The 20,524-nt window shown below is 57.9% G+C and carries 18 protein-coding genes and 1 pseudogene; 11 read left to right on the top strand and 8 right to left on the bottom strand.

The features are described from left to right. The first annotated feature begins 6 nt into the window (after nt 1–6). From pcaF to pcaC, 4 genes and pseudogenes are all read left to right on the top strand, one after another. Complete coding sequence (pcaF, locus tag A6A26_RS23300) at nt 7–1,209, top strand: 3-oxoadipyl-CoA thiolase (protein WP_063880940.1); 1,203 nt, start codon at nt 7–9, stop codon at nt 1,207–1,209. A gap of 3 nt (nt 1,210–1,212) precedes the next feature. Beyond that, entirely contained in the window at nt 1,213–2,553 is a 1,341-nt protein-coding gene (gene pcaB, locus A6A26_RS23295; RefSeq protein WP_063880939.1) for a 3-carboxy-cis,cis-muconate cycloisomerase, read from the top strand. Then, nucleotides 2,550–3,305: pseudogene (gene pcaD / locus A6A26_RS26125) on the top strand (3-oxoadipate enol-lactonase); the annotation flags it as partial. The gene pcaB and the pseudogene pcaD, both read left to right, overlap by 4 nt. Beyond that, nucleotides 3,306–3,692 carry a 4-carboxymuconolactone decarboxylase gene (pcaC, locus tag A6A26_RS26120; protein ID WP_241568456.1) on the top strand — a complete coding sequence of 129 codons (387 nt, stop codon included), beginning with the start codon at nt 3,306–3,308 and terminating at the stop codon, nt 3,690–3,692. A 9-nt stretch (nt 3,693–3,701) separates the two neighbouring features. Here pcaC and A6A26_RS23285 read toward each other — a convergent pair whose 3' ends face one another. The 3 genes from A6A26_RS23285 to pcaH are packed head-to-tail and all read right to left on the bottom strand — an operon-like array spanning nt 3,702 to nt 6,052. After that, a complete protein-coding gene (locus tag A6A26_RS23285) occupies nt 3,702–4,634 on the bottom strand; it encodes a LysR substrate-binding domain-containing protein (protein ID WP_063880937.1) in 933 nt (310 codons plus the stop codon). 60 nt (nt 4,635–4,694) lie between these two features. Then, a complete protein-coding gene (gene pcaG / locus A6A26_RS23280) occupies nt 4,695–5,315 on the bottom strand; it encodes a protocatechuate 3,4-dioxygenase subunit alpha (RefSeq protein ID WP_063880936.1) in 621 nt (206 codons plus the stop codon). Continuing rightward, nucleotides 5,312–6,052, bottom strand: coding sequence for a protocatechuate 3,4-dioxygenase subunit beta (gene pcaH / locus A6A26_RS23275; RefSeq protein ID WP_063880935.1), 741 nt, complete (start codon nt 6,050–6,052; stop codon nt 5,312–5,314). The genes pcaG and pcaH overlap by 4 nt, the downstream gene beginning before the upstream one ends. A 231-nt stretch (nt 6,053–6,283) precedes the next feature. Between pcaH and A6A26_RS23270 the strand changes: the two genes are divergently transcribed. Further along, complete coding sequence (locus A6A26_RS23270) at nt 6,284–8,176, top strand: bifunctional sugar phosphate isomerase/epimerase/4-hydroxyphenylpyruvate dioxygenase family protein (protein WP_063880934.1); 1,893 nt, start codon at nt 6,284–6,286, stop codon at nt 8,174–8,176. Between the two features lie 285 nt (nt 8,177–8,461). Continuing rightward, nucleotides 8,462–9,838: an MFS transporter gene (locus A6A26_RS23265; RefSeq protein WP_063880933.1), complete on the top strand. Its 1,377-nt coding sequence runs from the start codon at nt 8,462–8,464 to the stop codon at nt 9,836–9,838. 32 nt (nt 9,839–9,870) lie between these two features. On the opposite strand, the gene A6A26_RS26115 is transcribed toward A6A26_RS23265, so the two are convergent. Next, nucleotides 9,871–10,320 (bottom strand): hypothetical protein, encoded by a 450-nt coding sequence (locus tag A6A26_RS26115; protein ID WP_253851920.1) that lies wholly within the window; start codon nt 10,318–10,320, stop codon nt 9,871–9,873. Between A6A26_RS26115 and A6A26_RS26190 the strand changes: the two genes are divergently transcribed. Beyond that, nucleotides 10,319–10,450, top strand: a complete 132-nt coding sequence (locus A6A26_RS26190; protein ID WP_256392953.1) for a hypothetical protein — start codon at nt 10,319–10,321, stop codon at nt 10,448–10,450. The genes A6A26_RS26115 and A6A26_RS26190 overlap by 2 nt on opposite strands. A 277-nt stretch (nt 10,451–10,727) precedes the next feature. Here the strand turns inward: A6A26_RS26190 and malI are convergent, their stop codons facing one another. Then, nucleotides 10,728–11,744 carry a Mal regulon transcriptional regulator MalI gene (gene malI, locus A6A26_RS23255; protein WP_063880932.1) on the bottom strand — a complete coding sequence of 339 codons (1,017 nt, stop codon included), beginning with the start codon at nt 11,742–11,744 and terminating at the stop codon, nt 10,728–10,730. A gap of 66 nt (nt 11,745–11,810) precedes the next feature. After that, nucleotides 11,811–13,313, bottom strand: a complete 1,503-nt coding sequence (locus tag A6A26_RS23250) for a PTS transporter subunit EIIC (protein WP_063880931.1) — start codon at nt 13,311–13,313, stop codon at nt 11,811–11,813. Nucleotides 13,314–13,670: 357 nt separating this feature from the next. Between A6A26_RS23250 and A6A26_RS25850 the strand changes: the two genes are divergently transcribed. The 4 genes from A6A26_RS25850 to A6A26_RS23230 all read left to right on the top strand — a co-directional run bounded on the left by A6A26_RS25850 (nt 13,671) and on the right by A6A26_RS23230 (nt 17,106). Next, nucleotides 13,671–13,913: a hypothetical protein gene (locus tag A6A26_RS25850; RefSeq protein ID WP_063880930.1), complete on the top strand. Its 243-nt coding sequence runs from the start codon at nt 13,671–13,673 to the stop codon at nt 13,911–13,913. Between the two features lie 383 nt (nt 13,914–14,296). Next, nucleotides 14,297–15,022 carry a tol-pal system-associated acyl-CoA thioesterase gene (gene exbB / locus A6A26_RS23240; protein ID WP_172823913.1) on the top strand — a complete coding sequence of 242 codons (726 nt, stop codon included), beginning with the start codon at nt 14,297–14,299 and terminating at the stop codon, nt 15,020–15,022. A 5-nt stretch (nt 15,023–15,027) separates the two neighbouring features. Further along, nucleotides 15,028–15,450, top strand: coding sequence for a TonB system transport protein ExbD (gene exbD, locus A6A26_RS23235; protein WP_063880928.1), 423 nt, complete (start codon nt 15,028–15,030; stop codon nt 15,448–15,450). A gap of 333 nt (nt 15,451–15,783) precedes the next feature. Further along, nucleotides 15,784–17,106, top strand: coding sequence for an MFS transporter (locus tag A6A26_RS23230; RefSeq protein ID WP_063880927.1), 1,323 nt, complete (start codon nt 15,784–15,786; stop codon nt 17,104–17,106). Here A6A26_RS23230 and A6A26_RS23225 read toward each other — a convergent pair. Next, on the bottom strand, nt 17,103–18,077 hold the full coding sequence (locus tag A6A26_RS23225) for a Csu type fimbrial protein (RefSeq protein WP_063880926.1): 975 nt from the start codon (nt 18,075–18,077) through the stop codon (nt 17,103–17,105). The two genes, A6A26_RS23230 and A6A26_RS23225, sit on opposite strands and share 4 nt — an antisense overlap. Beyond that, nucleotides 18,074–20,521 carry a fimbria/pilus outer membrane usher protein gene (locus A6A26_RS23220; protein ID WP_082875223.1) on the bottom strand — a complete coding sequence of 816 codons (2,448 nt, stop codon included), beginning with the start codon at nt 20,519–20,521 and terminating at the stop codon, nt 18,074–18,076. The genes A6A26_RS23225 and A6A26_RS23220 overlap by 4 nt, the downstream gene beginning before the upstream one ends. Between the last annotated feature and the right edge of the window lie 3 nt (nt 20,522–20,524).

Here is a 20,524-nt window from a genome sequence, read left to right as displayed (position 1 = left end):
AGACTGATGCAACAGGCATTTATCTGTGATGCGCTACGTACCCCTTTTGGCCGTTACGCGGGCGCGCTTGCCAGCCTGCGCGCTGACGATCTGGCGGCCTTACCCTTAGCCGCGCTGTTAGCCCGTCAGCCTTCCTCGGTGGCACAGGCCATCGATGATGTGATTTACGGTTGCGCCAACCAGGCCGGAGAAGATAACCGTAACGTCGCGCGTATGGCCCTGTTACTGGCTGGGCTGCCGTCCAGCGTGCCGGGCACTACGCTCAATCGCCTGTGCGGCTCGGGGCTGGATGCCATCGGCACGGCGGCCAGGGCGATCAAATGCGGTGAGGCCAACGTGATGATTGCGGGCGGCGTGGAAAGTATGTCGCGCGCGCCCTATGTGACCGGCAAAGCAGAAAGCGCGTTTAGCCGTTCCCTGAAAATGGAAGACACGACGATGGGATGGCGCTTCATTAACCCGCAGATGCGCGCCCGCTTTGGGGTCGATACCATGCCGGAAACCGCAGAAAACGTTGCGCGCGAGTTCGCTATCAGCCGCGCCGATCAGGATGCCTTCGCCCTGCGTAGTCAATTACGTACCGCCCGGGCGCAGGAAATGGGGCTGTTTAGTGACGAACTGATGGCGGTGAGCATCCCGCAGCGCAAAGGCGACGCCCTGAACGTCACCTGTGACGAGCATCCGCGCAGCACCTCGCTGGCGGCGCTGGCAGGCCTGAAAGGCGTGGTCAGCCCGGAAGGCAGCGTGACGGCGGGTAACGCATCGGGCATTAACGACGGCGCCTGCGCCTTGCTGCTGGCAAGCGAGCGCGCGGCGGCAGAACATGGACTGACTCCGCTGGTGCGGGTGGTGGCGATGGCGGCCTGTGGCATTGAGCCGCGCATTATGGGCTATGGCCCGGTGCCTGCCGTGCGTAAAGTGCTGGCTCAGAGTGGCCTGACGCTGGCACAAATGGACGTGATCGAATTAAATGAAGCTTTCGCTGCTCAGGCGCTGGCGGTGACGCGCGAACTGGGGTTAGCCGACGATGCGGCCCATGTGAATCCCAACGGTGGCGCGATTGCGCTTGGGCATCCGCTGGGCGCATCAGGCGGCAGGCTGGCGATGACGGCAGCTTACCAGCTGCGGCGCACCGGCGGCCGGTACGCGCTCTGCACCATGTGTGTAGGCGTTGGGCAGGGAATCGCACTCATTCTGGAACGGGTATAACCAATGTCTCTTTACCGCGCCATGTTTATGGCTTCTCCGCTTAGCGACAGCTTCAGCGATACGGCCCTGCTCCAGGGAATGCTGGATTTTGAAGCCGGGCTGGCACAGGCGCTGGCAGTAGCCGGGGTGATCGATCACGCATCCGCCCGCTGTATTCAGTCCTGTTGCCGGGCGCAGGCGATCGATCGGGCGGCGCTGACGCAGGCTGCGGGGCTGGCTGGCAACCTTGCGATTCCGCTGGTGAAACAGCTTACGGCCGTGGTGGCGGCGACGTCGCCCGACGCCGCGCGCTATGTGCACTGGGGCGCAACCAGTCAGGATGCGATCGACAGTGGTCTGATGCTGCAACTGCGCGCCGCGCTTAACGACACGTCGGTGCTGCTGGACCGGCTGATTGCCGCACTGGTTCTTCAGTGCGAGCGGCACAGCACGACGCTGATGGTTGGCCGGACCTGGCTGCAACACGCTTTACCGGTGACGTTGGGCCTGAAGCTGGCGGGCACGCTGGATGCGCTGGTGCGCTTCCGCGCGCGGCTGGTGGCCATGCGGCCCCGGGTGCTGGCGCTTCAGTTCGGCGGGGCGGCAGGCACGCTGGCGTCGCTGGGGGAAAAGGGCGAGCGCGTAGAGCAGGCACTGTCCGAGGCGTTGGATCTGCCGCGTAGCGCCACGCCCTGGCACGCTCAACGCGACAGGATCACCGAGCTGGCTGGCTGGTATGCCGGTCTTACCGGTACGCTGGGTAAACTGGCCCGGGACATGTCGCTCCTGATGCAGAGCGAAGTCGGTGAAGTCAGTGAACCCCAGGCACCGGGGCGCGGTGGCTCTTCTACCATGCCGCACAAACGTAATCCGGTGCTCTGTGCCGCGATTCTCAGCGCCGCCAACCGGGTCCAGGCCCTGATGTCGGGCCTGTATGCTGGCCAGGTTCAGGAGCACGAGCGTGCGCTGGGCGGCTGGCAGGCAGAGTGGCAGAGCCTGCCGCAGCTGACAGAACTCAGTGGCGCGGCGCTGGTGCACAGCACGGAACTGATCGACGGCCTTGAAGTGCATGAAGAAGCCATGCAACGCAATCTCGGTCTGACGCAGGGATTAATTATGGCCGAAGCGGTCACGCTGGCGCTGGCAGAGACGCTGGGACGGCAACAGGCACACCATCATATTGAGCAGTGCTGCCGCCGGGCGCTGGAGACGCAGCAGAGTTTGCTGACCATTCTGTGTGCAGATGACACCGTTGTCTCGCACCTGAGCCGGCCTGCACTGGAGACGCTGCTCGATCCGGCCACCGCCACGGGCAGCGCATCGCGCTTTATTCACCAGGTTTTAGCGGCTGCGAGGGAATCATGACGCTGCATTACGTACTTGAGGGGCCAGACGATGCCCCGGTTATTCTGTTCAGCAACTCCTTAGGCACCACATCAGAGATGTGGCAGCCGCAACGCGATGCGCTGATCAACCAGTATCGCATCCTGCGTTACGACGTTCCCGGCCACGGTGCCTCAGCACCGGACGGACAAACCCGTTCGCTGGAACAACTTGGAAGCAAGGTTCTGTCGCTGCTGGATACGCTGGGCATCGACAGGGTGCACTTTTGCGGCATCTCGATGGGCGGGCTGACCGGACTCTGGCTGGCACGTTTTCATCCTCAACGCCTGATGACATTAACGGTTGCCAACAGTGCGGCAAAGATCGGCGAGCCTGCGGCCTGGCAGCAGCGGGCGGCACTTGTCCGTCAGCACGGCATGACCGCTATCACGGAGAGCGCGGCTGCGCGCTGGTTTACGCCGGCATTCTGTGAACGCGCGCCCGCGACGGTACAAAGCCTGCTATCGCAGCTCAGCGCCTGCGATGCCGAAAGCTATGCCGACTGCTGTGAAGCTCTGGCGACAGCCGATTTGCGCTATGAACTGGCGGCGATTTCGCTACCTGTGCTGGTGATTGCCGGACGGGACGACAAGGTCACCACAGTGGCCGATGCGGATGCGATGGTTGCACAGATTCCGGGCGCGCAACGTGTCGTGCTGCCCGCCTCGCATCTGTCCAGCGTGGAGGTGTGGCTGGCGTTTAACCGCGCGCTACAGCCTTTTATTGACGCTCAGCTGACGCAGGATCAACGCTATCAGCAGGGCATGAGGGTGCGGAGGGCCGTGCTTGGCGAAGCCCATGTTGACCGTACGTTGGAAAACCTGTCGCCGCTGAATGACGAGTTCCAGAACTTTATCAGCCGCTACGCCTGGGGCGAGATCTGGACCCGTCCTGGCCTGACTCGCCACACGCGCAGCCTGATCACCATCGGCATGCTGATTGCGCTCAACCGGGAAGCAGAGCTGAAGATGCACCTGCGGGCCGCGTTCAATAACGGCGTCAGCCGGGATGAAATTAAAGAACTGCTGATGCATGCTGCGCTCTATTGCGGCCTGCCGGCTTCCAACGCCGCATTCCATCTGGCGCAGACGGTATTCGATGAGCAGGATAGCGCGCGGTAAACGGCGATGTCAGACAGGCACGTCCAGCACCCGTTGCCGCAAGGCCGCTACCAGTTGCAGTTGCTCAGGTGGCGGCGTTTGCTGCTGGCGGGTCAGGATGCCGACCGCTTCAGCCATGCCCTGGCTGGGAAGCGGCAAGGTGCGTAGCTGGTTGCTGGTCAGGTCGTCGCGCACCGCGCCGTAGGGCACCAGCCAGACGTAACCGTGACCCAGCGTCAGGCGGCGGGCCAGCGTGGTGGACAGGGTTTCCACTGCGCCATCCGGTAAGGTCAGGCCATGGCTGGTCATCAGTGATTCGGCGTTCTGGCGCGGCACTGTCCCGCGAGGAGACAGGATCAGCGGCCAGCTGAGAGCTTCGGCCAGCGTCACGCCGGCGTGCAACAGTGGATGATGCGGGGCCACCACCAGACGCAGGGTTTCCAGATACAGCAGCTCGAAATTCAGCCCCTCCATCAACACCGGTTCGGCCATGCGGCCAATCCCCAGCGCCATCTGTCCCGATTTTATCCCCATCAGCAGGGCATCGTTCGCCAGCGTGCTGACCTGGATGCGCCAGCCGGGGTAGTGCTGCTGCAGGCTGGCTAACACTGGCGCAACGACGCTGATTATGGCGGTAGGCAGCGCGCCAAGGTGCAGCGGCGCGGGCTGAGGCGTGCAGCCGGGTCGCATGACCTGGTCAGCAATATTCAGGGCATCCAGAATACGAATGGCGTCGTGCAGGAAACGCGCGCCGCTGGCGGTAAGCTCGGTTCCCTGGCGGCTTCGCAGCAACAGTTGCTCACAGGTAAGGAATTCGAGTTCGTTAAGGGTTTTGGACAGGGCGGGCTGGGTAATGCCCAGATGGAGGGCGGCACGACCCAGCGTCCCCTGCTGCGCGGTGGCAACAAAAGCGTGAAGATGACGCAGGCGCACGCGCTGACTAAACCGGGAAACCCTATCCATGGCTCATGTTATGAATTTGCCGCCGAAGCGGCAAGAACAATGTTGCAAGGAAGTTAAGAATCAGATGTCAAAGAACACGGTTTCTTTTTCACCCTGCAGCCAGATATCGAAGCGGTAGATCGTCTCATCGCCGCGCTGTTCACGCTGTGCCAGTAAGGTGCTGCGTCGCGTTTCCCATTCAATTAAATTCAGCACCGGATCGCTGGCATTTGCCGCCTGTTCATCGGCGAAGTAGAGCCGGGTATTCAGGCCGATGTTAATGCCCCGAGCCACAATCCACAGGTTAAGGTGCGGAGCCATGGGGCGGCCATCGCGCCCGGTCACGCTACCGGGTTTAATGGTGTCGATACGCCAGATACCGCTGTCAAAATCCGAGCAGGTCCGCCCCCAGCCACGAAACGCCGGGTCCAGCGGTTTATCGTGCTGCTGGTCAGCCGGGTGCTGATAGCGTCCCTCGGCATTGGCCTGCCACACTTCAATCAGCACATCGCGAACCGGCGTGCCGGAACCGTCGTAAACGCAGCCTTCAACCACAATGCGCTCGCCGCGCGTTTCCGGCTGGGTAAGCACCTCACTAAAGTTATTTTCAAAAATATCAAAGCCTGCCGCATGGGGCGCCAGGCCAATGTGCACATAAGGCCCGGCGGTTTGCGACGCCGTTTCGGCAAGATAGCGTTTCATGATGCGGCTCCCTGGGTCCGGTTTTCGAACCAGGTCGCACGATGACCGCGCAGGACCAGGTCAAAGCGATAGGCCAGGCAATCCAGCGGCACAGCGGAATGCGTATCCAGTTCAGCAATCAGCGTTCGCACGGCGTCCTCGCTGCCTACCGACTGAACAATCGGACAGCGGCCTACCAGCGGGTCGCCCTCAAAATACATCTGGGTAATCAGTCGCTGGGCAAAGGCTTCGCCAGACAGGGAAAAATGAATATGCGCCGGCCGCCAGTCGCTGACCTGATTGCGCCAGGGATAAGGGCCGGGCTTGATGGTGCGAAAACAGTAGTAACCGTTGTCGTCTGTCAGCATACGACCGCAACCGCCAAAGTTAGGATCGATAGGCGCAAGATACTGATCTTTTTTATGACGATAGCGTCCTCCGGCATTGGCCTGCCACACCTCAACCAGGGCATTTTTTACGGGCTGACCAAACGCATCACGCACGTAGCCATGCACGATAATGCGTTCGCCGATGGGCAAACCCTCTTTCGCGTAATTGAGGATCAGGTCACTGTCTCGTGGCCCAAGCTCCTGGCGGGTAAACACCGGCGCGGTGATTTCTGATAATGAGTTTTGCAACGAAATCAGCGCATTGCGCGGGGATCGCAACAGGCTTGTTTTATACAAGGGCGCGAGGGCCGGTGGGTGATCACGGTAATCACGATGGACCAGTTCGCGGGCGGGCCAGTCATTTTTCATCCAGGCATCCTTTATTATTTTTCGGCTACAGAGCAGGAAGTGTAGGAAGCGCAACTTGTAAAAGAAAAGTGAAAAATTGTCGGCTTTGTCATAACCAAAAATCATGACCAGTTACACATTGACGAAATGTTCCAACTGGTTCATAACAATTGCCAATCTCCGTCAGTGGAACGCCTCGCTGCTGACTGGCTGCTTTAAGGTCACCCGGTGACCGTTTATCTGGAGGCAACAATGAAACGTTCTATCGCAACGGTCTCGGTATCGGGCACGCTGCCGGACAAACTGCGGGCCATCGCCGCCGCAGGCTTTGATGGCGTTGAAATTTTCGATAACGATCTGGTCTATTATCCCGGCTCACCCGTGGAAATCCGCCAGCTGTGTGAACAGCTCGGGCTGGAGATTTTGCTGTTTCAACCCTTCCGTGACTTCGAGGGCGGCCCGCGTGACAGGCTGGCGCACAACCTTGCGCGCGCGGCGCGGAAGTTTGAAGTCATGCAACAGCTGGGCTGTCAGCGGATGCTGCTCTGCAGCAACGTCTCACCCGACTGCAGTGACGATTTCGCCACTCAGGTCAGCGATCTTAAGGCACTGGCAGAGCTGGCTGAGCAACACGGTATTACTCTCGGTTATGAGGCGCTGGCCTGGGGACGCCATGTCAGCCTGTGGCGCGATGCCTGGGCCAGAGTCGAGGCCGTCAACCATCCAGCGCTGGGCATCGTGCTCGACAGTTTTCACATTTTGTCGCGCGGCGACAGCCTTGACGGGCTGGACGTGGTGCCGCCAGAGAAGATTGTGTTTGTACAACTGGCGGATGCGCCGCTGCTGAAAATGGACGTGCTGTCATGGAGTCGCCACTTCCGCTGCTTTCCCGGCCAGGGCGAATTCAATCTGACCCAGTTTATGACGCAGCTGTCTGCCCATGGTTACCGGGATGCCTGGTCGCTGGAGATTTTTAACGACGGGTTCCGTGCTTCGCCGGTAGTGCCGACCGCCCAGGACGGTTATCGATCGCTGCTGTGGCTTGAGGAGCAAACGCGCGACTGGCTGATCAAACAGCCGCTGCTGCCCAGTGCGCTGGCTTCCCTGGCCGGAGACGGGCTGTTTCACTCTGCGCCCCAGCCGCCGCTGCTGTCACTGGAGTTCATCGAATTTGCCGTCAGCCACAACGACGCACTGGCCCTGGGGCAATGGCTGACGCAGCTTGGCCTGGTTCATGCGGGGGATCATCGCTCCAAGCAGGTGGCGCTGTATCGCAACGGCAAGGTGCATGTGATCCTGAATGCCCAGCCGGAGAGCCAGGCCAGCGGGTATTATCATCAACACGGCATTTCGCTGTGTGCGGTGGCATGGCGGGTTCGCGGAGTCGATAAGCTGATTAAACGCGCGCAGGACTATGGTTACGCCATCTGGCAGGGAGAGACCGGCCCGAACGAACGCCAGATACCGGCGTTATGTGCCCCCGACGGCAGCCTGATTTATCTGGTGGAAGATGAGCCAGCAGGCCAGGACGGTTACCACAGCGATTTTCATTTAACGCACCGCACTGCGCCGCAGCCCGCGATGCAGACGCTCGATCATTTGGCGATTGCCCTGCCCGATGACACACGCGATAACTGGATTATGTTCCTGCGCAGCGTGCCGGGTTTTGTGCAGGATACCGAGTGGGAACTGCCCGATCCGCTGGGTCTGGTGCGCAGTCGGGTGCTGCGGAGTCCCAACGATGCGATTCGCCTGCCGCTGAATATGTCGGTCAGCCGGGAAACCCAAATTGCCCGTGCCTTAACGACCTATCAGGGCGCAGGATTACAGCACGTCGCCTTTGGCTGTGACGACCTGTTTAGCGCGGTAAAAGCCGCGCGCGAACGCGGTCTAAAAACCTTACCGATTCCCGATAACTATTATCAGGACCTGATGGCGCGCTTCGATCTCGATGCCGATTTTCTGGCGCAGCTGCAACGCTACGATGTGTTGTATGACCGTGATGAACAGGGCGGGGAACTGCTGCATGTCTATACCGTTCCCTATGAAAAAGGCCGCTTTTTCTTCGAATTGCTGGAACGGCGTGGCGGCTATCGCGGCTTTGGCGCGGCCAATGCGCCCGTGCGGCTGACCGCCATGCGGTAATCCTTCGACGGGCCAGTTTCGCTGGCCCGTTATCCTGCACCTGTCTCCTCTGTAGCGCATCCCTCCGCCTGAAAACACGCCCGATCCCGCTCACAATCCTTAGCGGATAACGGGAGCCATGCTGTCAGAAAAATTGCCTTATATAACAATCTGGTAACGCGATAATGAACTTTATTTAACGCATTGTTGCGCGATAAACGCACAAAATTTCGATTATCGCCGTTTATCGCCCTACAGCGCCTGCATATAGTAACCCCACATAACGTATTTCACCGGAGAGTCACCGTGGCGGAAAGCAAAACAATTGATGTTCGGGCGTTAATCGACAGCCGCCCGCTGGGGATGTGGCAAAAGATGGTGGTGCTGTTTGGCTTCTGCATCATCGCCCTTGATGGATTTGATATTGCCATCATGGGATTTATTGCACCTGAATTAAAAGCCGACTGGGGGATCACCAACCGCGAGCTGGGGCTGATTATCAGCGCAGCGCTGGTGGGACTGGCGCTGGGCGCGATGCTCTCTGGTCCCCTGTCTGACAGGCTGGGCCGCAAAGTGGTCATTATTAACAGCGTGTTCTTTTTTGGTGCCTGGACGCTGATCACCGCCTTTTCGCAAAACATGGAGCAGATGATCCTGTTTCGCTTCCTGACCGGTCTGGGATTGGGTGCGGCGATGCCCAATGTGGGTACGCTGGTGGCCGAATTTGCGCCTGCCAGACGGCGGGCATTTCTCATCACCGTGGTGTTTTGCGGCTTCACCTTTGGTGCCGCGCTGGGGGGCTTTGCCGCTTCATGGCTGATGCCGCACTTTGGCTGGCACGCCGTACTGATGCTGGGCGGCATCCTGCCGATGCTGTTCGTGCCGTTGCTGCTCTGGGCGCTGCCGGAGTCGGTGTGCTTTTTAGTGGTCAGGCGTGCCGCCAGCAAAAAAATTCACCGTATTCTGGCTAAGCTGGCGCCGGATCTGGACCTGCAACAGTGCAGCGTCGAGCTGCCGCCCGTCAGCAAAGCGAACGCGCAGCCAGTAAAAGTGGTACTCAATGACCAATACCGGTTTGGCAGCCTGATGCTGTGGGGCGCCTATTTTACCGCCCTGTTTTTGTTCTACACCCTGGGCAGCTGGCTACCCATGCTGATTAAAGATAACGGTTTTGACGTGGTACAGGCGGCGATTATTACTGCGCTGTTCCAGGCAGGCGGCACCTGTGGTTCGCTGTTTTCGGGTTGGTTAATGGACAGGATTGAGTCGCACCGGGCGCTGTCGCTGATTTACGGTGCGGGCGCGCTGTTCACGGTCGGTATGGGATTTTCGCTCGCGCACCCGGTGTTGCTGGGCGGTTGTGCCATGATGATCGGCTTTTGCATCGGTGGCGCTAACACCGGAATGAATGCGCTCTCGGCCAGCTTTTATCCGACCGAGGCCCGCGCGACCGGCTCCAGCTGGATGCACGGCGTGGGACGCGTCGGCGCGATTCTGAGCGCGTTGGTCGGGGCGGAGATGCTGGCGCTGGGCTGGGGATTTGCCACCATTTTTGCCGTACTGGCTATTCCGGCGTTGTTAACGGTGGCGATGATTACGGCAAAAGGACGTTATCAGCAGCGCCAGGCCGCCAGCAGAAGCACGCCTTCCCGCTGGGGAATTAGCCCAGGGGATATCCGCTAATCAGGGCTATGTTACGCCCAGATGCTGTCCGCTCAGGGCACACAGCCGGTTGAGGTGGTCGGCGTGTTCAGCGGCGGGCTCACCCCGGATGGCATTTCTTGATATTGCCGTCCTGTGCAGGGCGACGACGGTGGCAGCGGGTGCTGTCTGAGCAATGCGTCAGGCGAGAACAAAGAGGGTTCTGCCGGGCTGGCACGGACAGGCTGCTCTGGCTCGGGATCGGCCCGGAAGGGCGGACGTACCTGGCTTCTTTTCTTCTTACCTGAGTGATGGTCGTGACGAAAACGCTTTAACCTGCCCGGCGGGGCCGCGCTGCGTGAGGCATGGATAAAACGAATCAGTGCCACGCTGCGCAACTGGCGACTAAAACATTTAACCATCCCGGATGAGGGTTTACCGGATTCATAACAGCGCCTGAAAAAGTGCAAAGTGATCAGGGTATTGGTGGCGGCATAGCAGGCTCCCGAACAGTGTGAAGCCATGTTTGAACCGGGTAGCAGCAGTGATACAAACAAAAAACAGCGAGACAGCCAGAGCAGCATCGTCCGGTCTGGCGGCGGGCAGGGATCGGATGACGTCTCGCTTGCCTGGGTTAAGGCGTTACTGGCGTGAGAAAGGGTGCCGTCAGGCCCGGCGAAAACGGAAGCGGGAGACAGGCGTGATGGGCGATCTCCCTCACGAGTAAGGTCAGCGTGGTCATGCGGTAAACGGCGGCCTCGTAATGAAAGCCACGGTATTGTCCGACGTAAAAGCGAAAGTAGGCTGGTTATGATTGCATTGCTCATAGGCTGTTTATCATTCTGTTTGCGCAACAATCGTTCGCGGGGATTCCCCTGCTCACGAAAGCGATTTTTCACTGACTCGCTTCTCTGACAATGGAAATGCCGATTTATGCTGACTCTCGTGTAATTAATTGGCCCGATAATAAAATACGCTGCGTTTGCCGTTCGGGTTCTTTCACCTGACGCAGGATAAGTTCCGCCGCCTGCCGCCCGGATTCTTCACTGGCGGAAGAAACATAGGTGAAAGAGGGCGAGGTCAGGTTCACGTGCAGCATGTCTTCAAAGCCCACCAGCGCGACCTGTTGGGTCAGGAACACATCTTTACCCACGGTGCGCCCCGTATGATGAATCCCTGAAATCGCGCCAATGATCGCATCCGGCGAGTGACAGAGCAGGGCGGTAATGGTGTTGTTCTGCTCCAGTAACTGGCGAGTGGCATAAGCGGCCGCCTGGGTATCGGCCCGACAGGACGGCGTAAACCCTTCCCGTAGTGCCAGCCCGTGCTGGGTCAGGGCACTGCGAAACCCGAGTAAGCGCTGTTGCCGGATCAGATCCCCTTCAATCCCGCCAATGTAAGCAATATTGCGATGACCGCGTTCTATCAGATAGCGCGTCGCCAGGTGCGCGGCCTGGCGGTTATCACGCATCACCAGATTGCACTTCTCTGCCAGCAGCGACTGCGATACCACCACCAGCGGCAAAGGGCAGTGCAGGAGTTGCTCGGGCAGGCTGGCGTTTCGCGTGTTTGACGCCAGATAGACGACCCCGGCGACGCCCTGCTGTTTAAACGAAAGCAGGCAGCGTGCCAGCGATTCGTCGTCGTCAGTGGGCTGGCCCAGAAATACCAGGTAGCCCTGCTTTTCAAGCTGCTGAACAATGCTTGCCATCACCTTGACAGAGAAACTGTCGCTGAAATCGCGCAGAATCAAACCGATAAGGTTAGAGGTACTGGCGCGCAGATTCGCCGCGGCCACATTCTGCACATAGTCGAGCGCATCAATGGCGGCGTGAACTTTCCTGATGGTGGCATCGGATATTTTTCCTTTCTGACGCAGCACCAGTGAAACGGTCGAAACCGAAACACCGGCATGTTTAGCAACGTCAGTAATGCTGACTCTCTTCAAACCTGCTCCCTGACATTCACGTCATCCGCCTGATACCGCTTTGCCCGTCGCCTGCAGAAACGCAGGCTAGGATTTGCCCACCATCCCGGACAGCGTCTGGGCAATAAATTGCGCTCTGGCACCAAAAATAATTTGTATTCCGTTATCGCCGACAAAAACCACGCCGCGCGCGCCAAGGTTATTAAGCCCTTCACGGTCGACCTCATTGCTGTTGGCCACTTCAAGCCGAAGGCGCGTAATGCAGGCGCCCACCGCGCTGATATTCTGCTCGCCGCCCAGCAGAACCATAATGTCGCTTGCCAGCTCTGCATCGGTTTTATCATCGGTCGTGGCCGTCACATCGGTTCGTCCCGGCGTTTTTACATTAAACCGGCGTATCACGAAGCGGAAGGTGAAATAATAAATCAATGCCATTGGCACGCCTACGATAACGGCACTGAGATAGTGAGTCTGATAACCGTTAAGTGAGGGCACAATGCCAAAGGTAATGTAGTCAATCATTCCGGCTGAAAAGGACTTCGCGATATGAGCATGCAGCAGGTACATGGTCATATACGCCAGGCCTGCCATGATGGCATTAAAGACATACAGCAGCGGCGCGACAAAGATAAAGGTGAATTCTACCGGCTCGGTGATCCCGGTTAAAAAGCAGGTCAGCGCCGCCGAAAACAGGATACCGAAGGCGATCTTTTTGTTTTTCGTATGGGCTTCGTGATACATCGCCAGACAGGCGGCGGGCAGCGCGAACAGCATCAGCGGGTACTCACCTTGCATAAACTTGCCCGCATTTTGGTAGGTGTTGCTGCTAAAGGATTTCACGCCCTCTTCCAGCATCTTGAACCAGATAGTTTGATCACCATGGATCACCTGGCCGCTTTTGGTCACGTAATCGCCGAAGGAGTACCAGAACGAAGGATACCAGATATGGTGCAGGCCAAGCGGTATCAGGGCGCGTTCGACCAGCCCGAAAATAAAGGTTGAGGCCGCCTGATTATCACCGTTAACGATAACCGACAGCGCATCAATCCCTGCCTGAATATGTTGCCAGACATACGGCATCAGCAGGCCAAGCAGGAAGGATAAAAACGCGGTGGCAATGGCGACAAAACGCTTACCGGAAAAGAAACCGAGAAACTCCGGGAGCTGCAGGGTATGGAAGCGGTTATAGCACCAGGCGGCCAGAATGCCGCAGATAAGCCCGCCAAACACACCCATCTGCAACGTCGGAATGCCGACGACCATGGCATATTTTCCGCCCTGAGCCGCCATTTCCGGTGTGATATGCAACATAGTGCCGATGGTAATATTGGTCACAAAGACGGAAACCGCGGCAGAGAGCGCGGCGATACCGGATTCGGAGGCCAGCCCTACCGCAGAGCCGATAGCAAACAGCATCGGCAGGTTATCGAAAATTACCCCGCCGGCATTCATCATCAGCGGCAACTCAAATTTATTACCAAATGCCAGTAGCAAGCCAGCGGCAGGCAGCAACGAAATGGGCAGCATGAGCGCCCGGCCAATCATTGATAGTTTTGATAACGACTTAACAAATCCTGAGAGCAGTCTCATGCCAGGTTTCCCCAATGTTGCGCTGTTATTAGCGTTTTTATAGCAGGTAGAACGTTTTAGTAGAACGTTCTACTCATCCTGCTGCAGGGGGATTTTGGCCGCAACATAATTTTTACATTCACCGAAACGAAAAACTTATTTTATGAGATTGATCGCTAATTAGCCGTTTTGGCGCATCTGGAGGCGGTAAAAACGCTGGGCTAACTGAGCAACCTCTGCTCAGGGTGTCAGCCAAAAGCCAAAAGCCAAAAGCCAAAAGCCAAAAGCCAAAAGCCAAAAGCCAAAAGCCAAAAGCCAAAAGCCAAAAGCCAAAAGCCAAAAGCCCCGTGGTCGCGACAGTCACGCCACGCCATCTGTGTGCAACGCGGCACGAAGCGTATTGTCTGGGCCTGGTGGCCTGGTAAAATCAACTCGCCGCCGCAGCCCAAAGCCCTGCGTTATTTCCTTGCAGGCCGTTATGTCGCCTGGGTGTGCGCGGATGGCTATAACGAGGGAACCTCCACTTCAGACCATCAATGGCAGAGCTGCTACCACGTATTCCAGCAGAGCGATGCGGCGAGGTCGGGCACCGGCACACTCACGTTGACCGTTGACAGGTGAAACAGGGTTTGATGAAACCGGCGGCAATAAGGCGAAGTGGGCAGCTGCTATCGTTCCTGTGCTAAAAACACAGTACCTTGTGGTGAAAGCTGACGTATGGGGCGAGATGGAAAAGAGCGCCGCGGGCCTGTGAACCGCTCGCCTGAAGCACTGGCGGCTCAGGCGTAATGCAGGCCATCCCAAGACGAGCGTAATAAAGCCAGCGCGTACAGGCCCTGAGACTAAGCGTCCTTTTTCCAGTGCTGGCTCCATAGCGTGGAGGCGCGGTAGATTGTAAATACTAATGAGAACCACTATCAATTCGATTGATTTTTGCTATCATCTGCACTTATTCCGCATCCTGAATATGAAGTTGGAGAAGCCGCGTGGTAGCCAGTGATTTAATGCAAGCAGACCTTTCCGTATGGGGCATGTACCAGCATGCTGATATCGTGGTGAAGGTCGTCATGATTGGTCTGTTATTGGCCTCTGTTGTGACCTGGGCCATTTTCTTCGGTAAGTATGCTGAGCTGAGCGCGGCCAAACGTCGCCTGAAACGTGAACAGCTGGCATTGGGTGAAGCCCGCAACCTGAATGATGCCGCGCGCGCCGCCCAGCAGTTTAAAACCACCAGCCACAGTGCGGTGCTCCTTAACGACGCGCAAAACGAGTTGGAACTCTCTGCAGGCGTTGAAGACACGGCCGGGATCAAAGATCGTACCGCTTTCCGGCTCGAACGTCGCGTTGCTGCTTTCTGCCGACACGCAGGTCGCGGCAATGGTTTCCTGGCAACGATTGGTTCCGTCGCGCCGTTTATCGGTCTGTTCGGCACGGTCTGGGGCATCATGAACAGCTTTATTGGTATCGCCAAAACCCAAACGACCAATCTTGCCGTGGTTGCCCCCGGCATCGCTGAAGCCTTGCTGGCGACCGCGATCGGTCTGGTAGCGGCGATTCCGGCGGTGGTGATATACAACGTGTTTGCCCGCATGATCGCCAACTACAAAGCCTCGTTAGGGGATGTTGCTGCGCAAATTATGCTGCTGCAGAGCCGCGATATCGACCTGGGAAACTTGGCACAGCCTGAAGCCAACCGTCCTGCCGCCGCGCAAAAACTGCGTGTAGGGTAAGCGTTATGGCAATGCGATTAAACGACCACTCCGAAACCGAGGGTGAAATGCACGAAATCAACGTTACGCCATTTATTGACGTGATGCTGGTGCTACTCATCATCTTCATGGTCGCGGCGCCGCTGGCGACCGTTGATGTCCGTGTGAATCTCCCGGCGTCCACCAGTGCGCCTCAGCCGCGCCCGGAAAAACCGGTTTACCTCTCTATCAAAGCCGACAAACAGCTCTATGTTGGCAACGAGGCGGTAAATAATGCGTCGCTGATTAACGTGCTGACGCAGCAGACGCAAGGCAAGAAAGACACCACGATTTTCTTCCAGGCCGACAAGTCTGTGGATTATGAAACGCTGATGAGCGTTATGGATGAACTGCGCACGGCCGGTTATTTAAAAATCGGTTTAATGGGAATGGAAACGGTCAAGAAGTGATGAGTCAGGCGGGGTAAACCCGGTTAGCCGCCCGCTGTGAACCGCAAGCCTTGACCCTTTTTCACTTCTCAGATGCAGTTAATACGCTTACCTGTCCCCGCATTTTAAGCCCTCCTCAAAAAGCGCTCACTCTGTAGCGCTTTTTTTATCTCAGCCTTTTTGCAGAATCTTCGATAGCCTTTTGTCAGTGAACGCAGGCAGATATGCTGCTGTAACTCTCCTGTTAATTTCTTGTTACGGAAGCTCATGAGTTTGTAAAGTGCAATGGTGATCAGTGTCACATTAATTTGGCTTCTGGCAGGCTAAAACGGATAAAAAACCAAGGAAGCCGTGATGAGCCATAGTGAAACTTTACAAAAGCCGCCCAAGAGCGCGGCCAGAACCATTTTCAACGTTACCAGTGGTAACTTCCTTGAAATGTACGACTTCATGGTATTTGGCTATTACGCGACCGCGATAGCCAAAACCTTCTTCCCCGGTGACGATCCCTTCTCTTCACTAATGCTGACGTTGATGACCTTCGGCGCAGGTTTCCTGATGCGCCCGCTGGGGGCGATTATTCTGGGGGCTTACATTGACCACCATGGTCGTCGCAAAGGGTTGCTGTTAACGCTCGGCCTGATGGCAGTGGGTACGCTCACCATTGCGCTGGTACCGGGTTATGCCACGCTAGGCGCGGCGGCACCGGTCCTGATTCTGCTGGGTCGTCTGCTGCAGGGCTTTTCAGCCGGCGTGGAGTTAGGCGGTGTGTCCGTGTATCTGGCCGAAGTGGCCCCAAAAGGACGCAAAGGGTTCTTTGTGAGCTGGCAATCGGGCAGTCAGCAGATCGCCGTGATTTTTGCTGCGCTGCTGGGTCTGGCGCTGAACCATCTGCTTTCCCATGATGAAGTGACCGAGTGGGGCTGGCGTATTCCCTTTGTGGTGGGCTGCCTGATCGTGCCTTTCCTGTTCTATATCCGCCGTATGCTGGAAGAAACCGACGCCTTCAGCCAACGTAAACATCACCCGGCGATGACAGAAATTATGCGTTCGGTTGCCAGCAACTGGGCACTGGTACTGGCGGGCATGCTGATGGTCGTCACCACGACCGTGATGTTCTATATGATTACCGCCTTTACGCCAACCTTTGGCAAAACGGTGTTGATGATGAGCGACAAGCAGGCGTTTATGGTGACGCTGTTCGTGGGCATCTCCAACCTGTTCTGGCTACCGGTGATGGGCGCACTGTCCGATCGCGTCGGTCGTCGCCCCCTGTTGCTGACGTTTACCGTGCTAATGATTGCCACGGCCTGGCCCGTACTGCACTGGATGGTGGGTTCGCCGAGCTTTGCCCATCTGCTGGAGGCGGAATTATGGCTCTCCTTCCTCTACGCCAGCTACAACGGTGCCATGGTGGTCTATCTGGCGGAAATTATGCCGGCAGAAGTGCGCGCCGCCGGTTTCTCCATGGCCTACAGCCTGGCAACCGCGCTGTTTGGCGGCTTCACGCCAGCGGTGTCGAGTTATCTGATTCACGCCACGGGTGATAAGGCGATGCCGGGCGTATGGCTGACCTTTGCGGCCATTTGTGGACTGATTGGCACCTTGCTGATTGGTCGAATGGTCAAACAGTACCGCGCGCGCCACGGCGGCACGCCGGTCAGCGCCGCACTTTAAAAGGCAATATCGACCACCACGCTGTCGCTGTAGTTGCCCGCAGGCGGCGTGTTTTGGGTGGTGAGGACGCGCGCAGTGTAGTTAAAGCTGCGCGTCAGTCCATCGGTGCTGACGGTATTCGCCGCCGCACTGCCAACGCGTTCTGTCCCGCTCGGTCCCCAACGATCGCTACTGGTTCCTTTGTAGATTTCGTAACTCAGAAGGTTTGTGCCGCTCGTCATATTGCGTACGCTGCCGGAAGCGTTGTTGCCATTGCTTAAGCCCACCGTGTAGGTACTGCCTTTACTGCATAATACATTGATGGTTTGCGAAACCGCCCCAAAACTGGCGACCAGCGGTGCACTCCCAAAGCTGATATTCGGTGCGGTAATCGCGGTGCAGTCGTTAGTCAGGACAACCGTCACGGTAATGGGAATGACCCCGTTGCCGGTCTGCGGGGTCAGGCAAGCGCCCAGGGCGGAAAGGCTGGTGCAAACGTTATAGGTGACGGCCATGTTCAGCGTCAGCGTATAGCTGCCCGCCGCCACGGTTTGCCCGGCGACGGTGCGTAAATAGACGGGAATCGCAAAGTTCAGGCTGCCCAGTAACCCCGCCAGATTAATCAACGTCGCCGAGCTGTAGACAAAAGCCGACCCGCCAATCGTGAGTTCATTGGCGCAGGCGCTGTCGGTACACAGCCGTACCGGAATATTGTCGCTGCCGGTATCGCCGCTTCGTTTGAGCGTACCGCGTGTACCGTTGGTGTTGCTGGCGCTGGTCAACTGAAAGGTAATCTGGTTATTACTCAGCAGGGTCAGGGCCGTGCCTGAACCACAGTTGACGTTAGCGTTGGTGGAGGTGGAACTGACGCTGGTATTTGCAACAAAGGTCGTTTCTGTGCCAAAGCTGGCGCTGGAGGCAGGCAGGGCACAGGCTGCATAACCCAGCGAGGGCAACAACAGCAGGCAAAGGAGTAGCATCAGGTTTTTCATGGCGTCATTCCGGCGGTAGCGTTATCAGGATTGGGCACCGGTGCACCTTTGGGCAGCGGCGGTAGGGGGCAGGTCAGCGGCCCGTAGGTTTTTAATGCCTGCGGTTGACCGCCAGGCAGTGTCAGATCGGTTTCACAGGTTCGGCCATCGGGGGCGATGACCTTGATAGGGTTGTGCTCTCTGAGGTCGTCCAGCCAGGCGATGCCGTCCCAGCCAACGTAGCCGGTTGCCTGTCCCGGACGGATCACCTGGCTGGATACCGGCAGCGGCTGGTTATTGCCATCAAACAGAATCACGCTGGCGGCGCGTAAACGTTCAACCGGAAAATCCAGTAAAAATCCACTCTGACGCTTCACGGCAAAACGCTGCTCCACTTTGGGCGTGGTCATATCGGCAGGCAGATCGAGCGTATCAATGTCGTATTTGGCCGCGTAGTAGCTGCTGATTGACGGCACCAGCAGGTAGCCCTTGCTGTCGGTGCGCCCCATCGACTGATTTTCATAGCGGACATTCACGTCCGGGTAATTAGTTTTGACCACCACAAACGCATCGTTAATGGTGTTGGCGGCAAACACCTGATTATCCATCAACACCAACGAGCCGGATAAATCTGCCCACTGCGTCGTGTTGTCATCATCCCCATAAAAGCCAGCGGAGGTATCGATCTTATTGTTGCGGTAGCGCAGGCTGCCCTGACGATAATCGCCGCTGTTGCCGCCCTGATTCGCCCAGGATGCATCCCAGGCAACTCCCCCATCGCTGGGCATGGCGCGGGACAAATAGGCCCGCTGATTATTTTGGCCTTGCTGATCGCGCTCAAGGCTCAGGGAGGCATTACTGTTTTCACCAAACGGGATCACCAGCGAGACGGCACCGCTCCATTCGCCCTGTTGCCTGTCACGGCTGGCGGAAATGTACAGGCTGGCATTGCCCCACAGATTTTTACTCCACGACAGGTTCCACAGGCTGGTACGCTGGTTATCGCCGCTGGAGATATCGATATAGGCTGCGCCCAGACTGCCATAACGATTGAGCGATACGCTGGCGCTGTACTGCGCGGTCCGTCGCGCCAGGCTGTAACGGTTGTCAGCATAGGCACTGTTGCGCTGGTTGCTCAGCAGGGCCAGATTACCAAAGCCGGCGTTGCGGACGGTGTGCTGGGTGCCCAGGCTGAAACGGCTGTTGTTGTACTGATAGCCCCAGCTGTACTGCGCACCCGACTGACCCTCCAGACGACTCTGCGCCGCTGCGCCGTTAATCACGCCCCAACTGCCCACTTTGAACTGCGCGCCCGCGCCGCCCATTCCCAGCTCATTACTGCCTTCCGCGTGGGTTTCCAGCGTGAGCCAGTCCGTCATGCCATAGCGCCACGAGCCGCTCAGGGCTGCCGCACCGTAATCGGCATTTTTGATGCCATAATTTTGACGTATCGCGCCCGCTGAAAAGGCGTAATCGGACAGGCCGGGCTTGAGCAGATTACTGGAAACATAAAACGGCAGCGTGGTGACGACCTGGCGACCGACGGCATCCGTGGTGGTAATGACGGCGTTCCCTGCGCCATTCACAAAGGGCACGTTGGTCAGCGACCAGGGACCGGGCTGGACGTTGGCCTGAGTGGATCGATAGCCGTTAACAAACAGGTCAACCGTCGAGGGCACCGCCGCCTGACCGGAAAAGGCAGGCAGGGGATAGGTAACCAGATCCGGTCGTACGCTGAAATCGCGCGCAACCTGTATGCCGCCAAGCCGGACGCTGCTGGTCCATGCCAGCGCATCGGTAGTGAGGTCGCCAACCCGCCAGCTCAGGATGGCGTTTTCATTCTCATTGCTCCACCAGGTGTCATAGCGGATATAGCCCTCATCCTGGTAGCGATTTTGCCCTTCCAACTGCTGTTGCCAGACGCCATTACTGGAGAAATGCCCTGCCTCACCAAACAGACGCAGTTCATTCCAGGCCGCCAGCCGTGTGCCCGCCACGTCGGTGCGCGTGACGTAGAGATCGTAATTGATCAGGGCACCGTTACTGACGCGTCCAGGAAAGCGCGGCCCGTTGTTGCTCTCACCTAACGTCTGGGCTGGCAGCCAACCGGGCGGAACGGTCAGCAGCAAGCGCTGACGGCGATCGTCATAATCCACTTTCACCTCCGCCAGTTGATTGACATCAACCTGCTGCTGCCCCTGATATTTTTCGGCAGGGATTCCGGCACGCTGGAGATCGCCCGCCCGCACCAGAAAATGGCCGTTTTGCTGCTCGACCGGCACGATATCGCCCCGCGCCTGCTGGTTCACTACCAGCTCTAACATGTAACGCTGGCCGGTAGGGCGGTTATCCACCGACGGAGGGGGCGGTAGCGACGTAAAGGTTTCAGCCCAGAGATAACCGGGCGTCAGACAACACAGTCCCGCGATAGCCAGCGCGACGGGATGCGGCGAAAACTGCATCATTGC

Source organism: Pantoea sp. OXWO6B1 (assembly GCF_001641135.1).
Classification (GTDB): domain Bacteria; phylum Pseudomonadota; class Gammaproteobacteria; order Enterobacterales; family Enterobacteriaceae; genus Pantoea; species Pantoea allii.
Note: the sequence above shows the minus strand (reverse complement) of the source record. Positions and strands in the feature narration are given on the sequence as shown.

What these genes read in the sequence shown, in the direction of transcription:
- pcaB (WP_063880939.1), top strand. Translation starts at nt 1,213, where the DNA reads ATGTCTCTTTACCGCGCCATGTTTATGGCTTCTCCGCTTAGCGACAGC.
- A6A26_RS23270 (WP_063880934.1), top strand. Translation starts at nt 6,284, where the DNA reads ATGAAACGTTCTATCGCAACGGTCTCGGTATCGGGCACGCTGCCGGAC.
- A6A26_RS23225 (WP_063880926.1), bottom strand. Translation starts at nt 18,077, where the DNA reads ATGAAAAACCTGATGCTACTCCTTTGCCTGCTGTTGTTGCCCTCGCTG.
- A6A26_RS26115 (WP_253851920.1), bottom strand. Translation starts at nt 10,320, where the DNA reads ATGGCTTCACACTGTTCGGGAGCCTGCTATGCCGCCACCAATACCCTG.
- A6A26_RS23250 (WP_063880931.1), bottom strand. Translation starts at nt 13,313, where the DNA reads ATGAGACTGCTCTCAGGATTTGTTAAGTCGTTATCAAAACTATCAATG.
- exbD (WP_063880928.1), top strand. Translation starts at nt 15,028, where the DNA reads ATGGCAATGCGATTAAACGACCACTCCGAAACCGAGGGTGAAATGCAC.
- A6A26_RS23230 (WP_063880927.1), top strand. Translation starts at nt 15,784, where the DNA reads ATGAGCCATAGTGAAACTTTACAAAAGCCGCCCAAGAGCGCGGCCAGA.
- A6A26_RS26190 (WP_256392953.1), top strand. Translation starts at nt 10,319, where the DNA reads ATGTTTGAACCGGGTAGCAGCAGTGATACAAACAAAAAACAGCGAGAC.
- pcaF (WP_063880940.1), top strand. Translation starts at nt 7, where the DNA reads ATGCAACAGGCATTTATCTGTGATGCGCTACGTACCCCTTTTGGCCGT.
- exbB (WP_172823913.1), top strand. Translation starts at nt 14,297, where the DNA reads ATGCAAGCAGACCTTTCCGTATGGGGCATGTACCAGCATGCTGATATC.
- A6A26_RS23220 (WP_082875223.1), bottom strand. Translation starts at nt 20,521, where the DNA reads ATGATGCAGTTTTCGCCGCATCCCGTCGCGCTGGCTATCGCGGGACTG.
- pcaH (WP_063880935.1), bottom strand. Translation starts at nt 6,052, where the DNA reads ATGAAAAATGACTGGCCCGCCCGCGAACTGGTCCATCGTGATTACCGT.
- pcaG (WP_063880936.1), bottom strand. Translation starts at nt 5,315, where the DNA reads ATGAAACGCTATCTTGCCGAAACGGCGTCGCAAACCGCCGGGCCTTAT.
- A6A26_RS23285 (WP_063880937.1), bottom strand. Translation starts at nt 4,634, where the DNA reads ATGGATAGGGTTTCCCGGTTTAGTCAGCGCGTGCGCCTGCGTCATCTT.